Raw genomic sequence first — 1,404 nt, 5'->3', positions numbered from 1 at the left:
TGCTGTTATGAAAACATAGTTTCAATATGCTATCATTATGAAAAGATAGTTTCATGAGTCAGATAATTAACTAATTTCTTGCCGAAAGGTTGATGGGAATGGTATCCGAAGAGATAACGAAAATCAAAGATGACTTATCGCCTGCATACAAAAGGATAGCAACCTTCATTCTCAAAGAATACTCTCAGGTAGGGTTCATGTCTATTGAAGAACTGAGCTCAATGGCCGGTGCGAGCAAGGCTTCTGTAGTCCGATTCTCGAGACGTCTCGGTTTCTCGGGATTCAATGAACTGAAGAAGACTATCCAGCATGAACTCAGGAAAAAACTTTTACCCTATGAGAAGATCGCGACGACAGAACTTGACAGGGCCCCGGTGGAAAACCAGCTAAAATTGCTCAGACAGAATGAGATCAACAACCTTAAGAATACTTTATCCGGGATCGGAGAAGAGGAACTTCACAAATGGATCGACACTATTAGAGCAGCCAGTAACATCTATTTTGGGGGCTTCGGCGCAACAAAACACGTGGTCTCGCTGATGCGGTACACAATCTCCGTTCTTCAGCGGAAGCCAACCTGGTTGCTTTCTGGATCGGTCTCCGACTTTTCCTTCAAAATAAAGCTCATGGAAAGAAATGACGCTTTGATAGTGATGACCTTTCCTCCATATTCAAAAGAAGTGGAATACATGGTCGACTTTGCACTGGAGAGAAATGTGAGGACTCTTCTCGTTACAGATTCCGTTGACTGTCCGGTCTACTCGAAAGCCTATTCGTCGATTCTGTGTGAGAACAATTCACTTCTCTTTGGAAACTCCTTCGTTGGTCCCATAGCGGTCGCGGAAATGATAGGTAACTTCATCATCCTAAGCGAAAAGAAGACCGGTATGGAGGAGATGAAAAGGCTGTTTGAGGTAGAGGAGAGAGGATACAAAGCAATAAAGATTGACGGCAAGAACAAGTAGATTCATCGTTTGCTCGTGAATGCATCTAATTACTGAAAAGAAGATTAAGGGAATCGAAGAGGGGAATTGATTTAGCCCGCTGTGGCATCTGAGTTCTTTTTTTTGAGAGGAGTGTTCTAGTTTTAATCAAGGAAGATTCTTTTGCTTGAAACGAGGTGTTTGTATGAAGGCCATCATTGTGCACGGCGGTACCGGAAGTTTCAAGAGCGTAACTGACGCCGATGAACACAGAAGGGGAATCGAAGAGGCAGTCAGGCAAGGATTTCTAACTCTCGAGAAGATAAACAGCGCAGAAGAAGCCGTTGTTACCGCCGTGTCCGTGATGGAAGAGGACCCGACCTTCAACTGTGGCAGGGGATCGGTGCTTACTTATCGCGGCGATATCGAAATGGATGCTGCGATAATGGACAATAATTTAAATGCGGGAGCTGTTTCCGGT

At 44.3% G+C, this 1,404-nt stretch carries 2 protein-coding genes; both read left to right on the top strand.

Annotated features, from left to right (window positions below; all coding sequences use genetic code 11):
* The first annotated feature begins 98 nt into the window (after positions 1-98).
* On the top strand, positions 99-965 hold the full coding sequence (locus BG32_RS07015) for a MurR/RpiR family transcriptional regulator (RefSeq protein ID WP_259459579.1): 867 nt from the start codon (positions 99-101) through the stop codon (positions 963-965).
* A gap of 163 nt (positions 966-1,128) precedes the next feature.
* On the top strand, positions 1,129-1,404 hold a 276-nt coding region (locus BG32_RS07010), incomplete at its 3' end, for an isoaspartyl peptidase/L-asparaginase (protein WP_183084307.1).

The sequence above is a fragment of the Mesotoga sp. HF07.pep.5.2.highcov genome (genome assembly GCF_003666285.1).
Lineage (GTDB): Bacteria > Thermotogota > Thermotogae > Petrotogales > Kosmotogaceae > Mesotoga > Mesotoga prima.
The sequence above is the reverse complement of the archived record's forward strand: the minus strand, read 5'-3'. Positions and strand labels throughout refer to the sequence as shown.

Excerpts from the sequence above, each read along its gene's own strand:
- BG32_RS07015 (WP_259459579.1), top strand. The coding sequence starts at position 99 with ATGGTATCCGAAGAGATAACGAAAATCAAAGATGACTTATCGCCTGCA.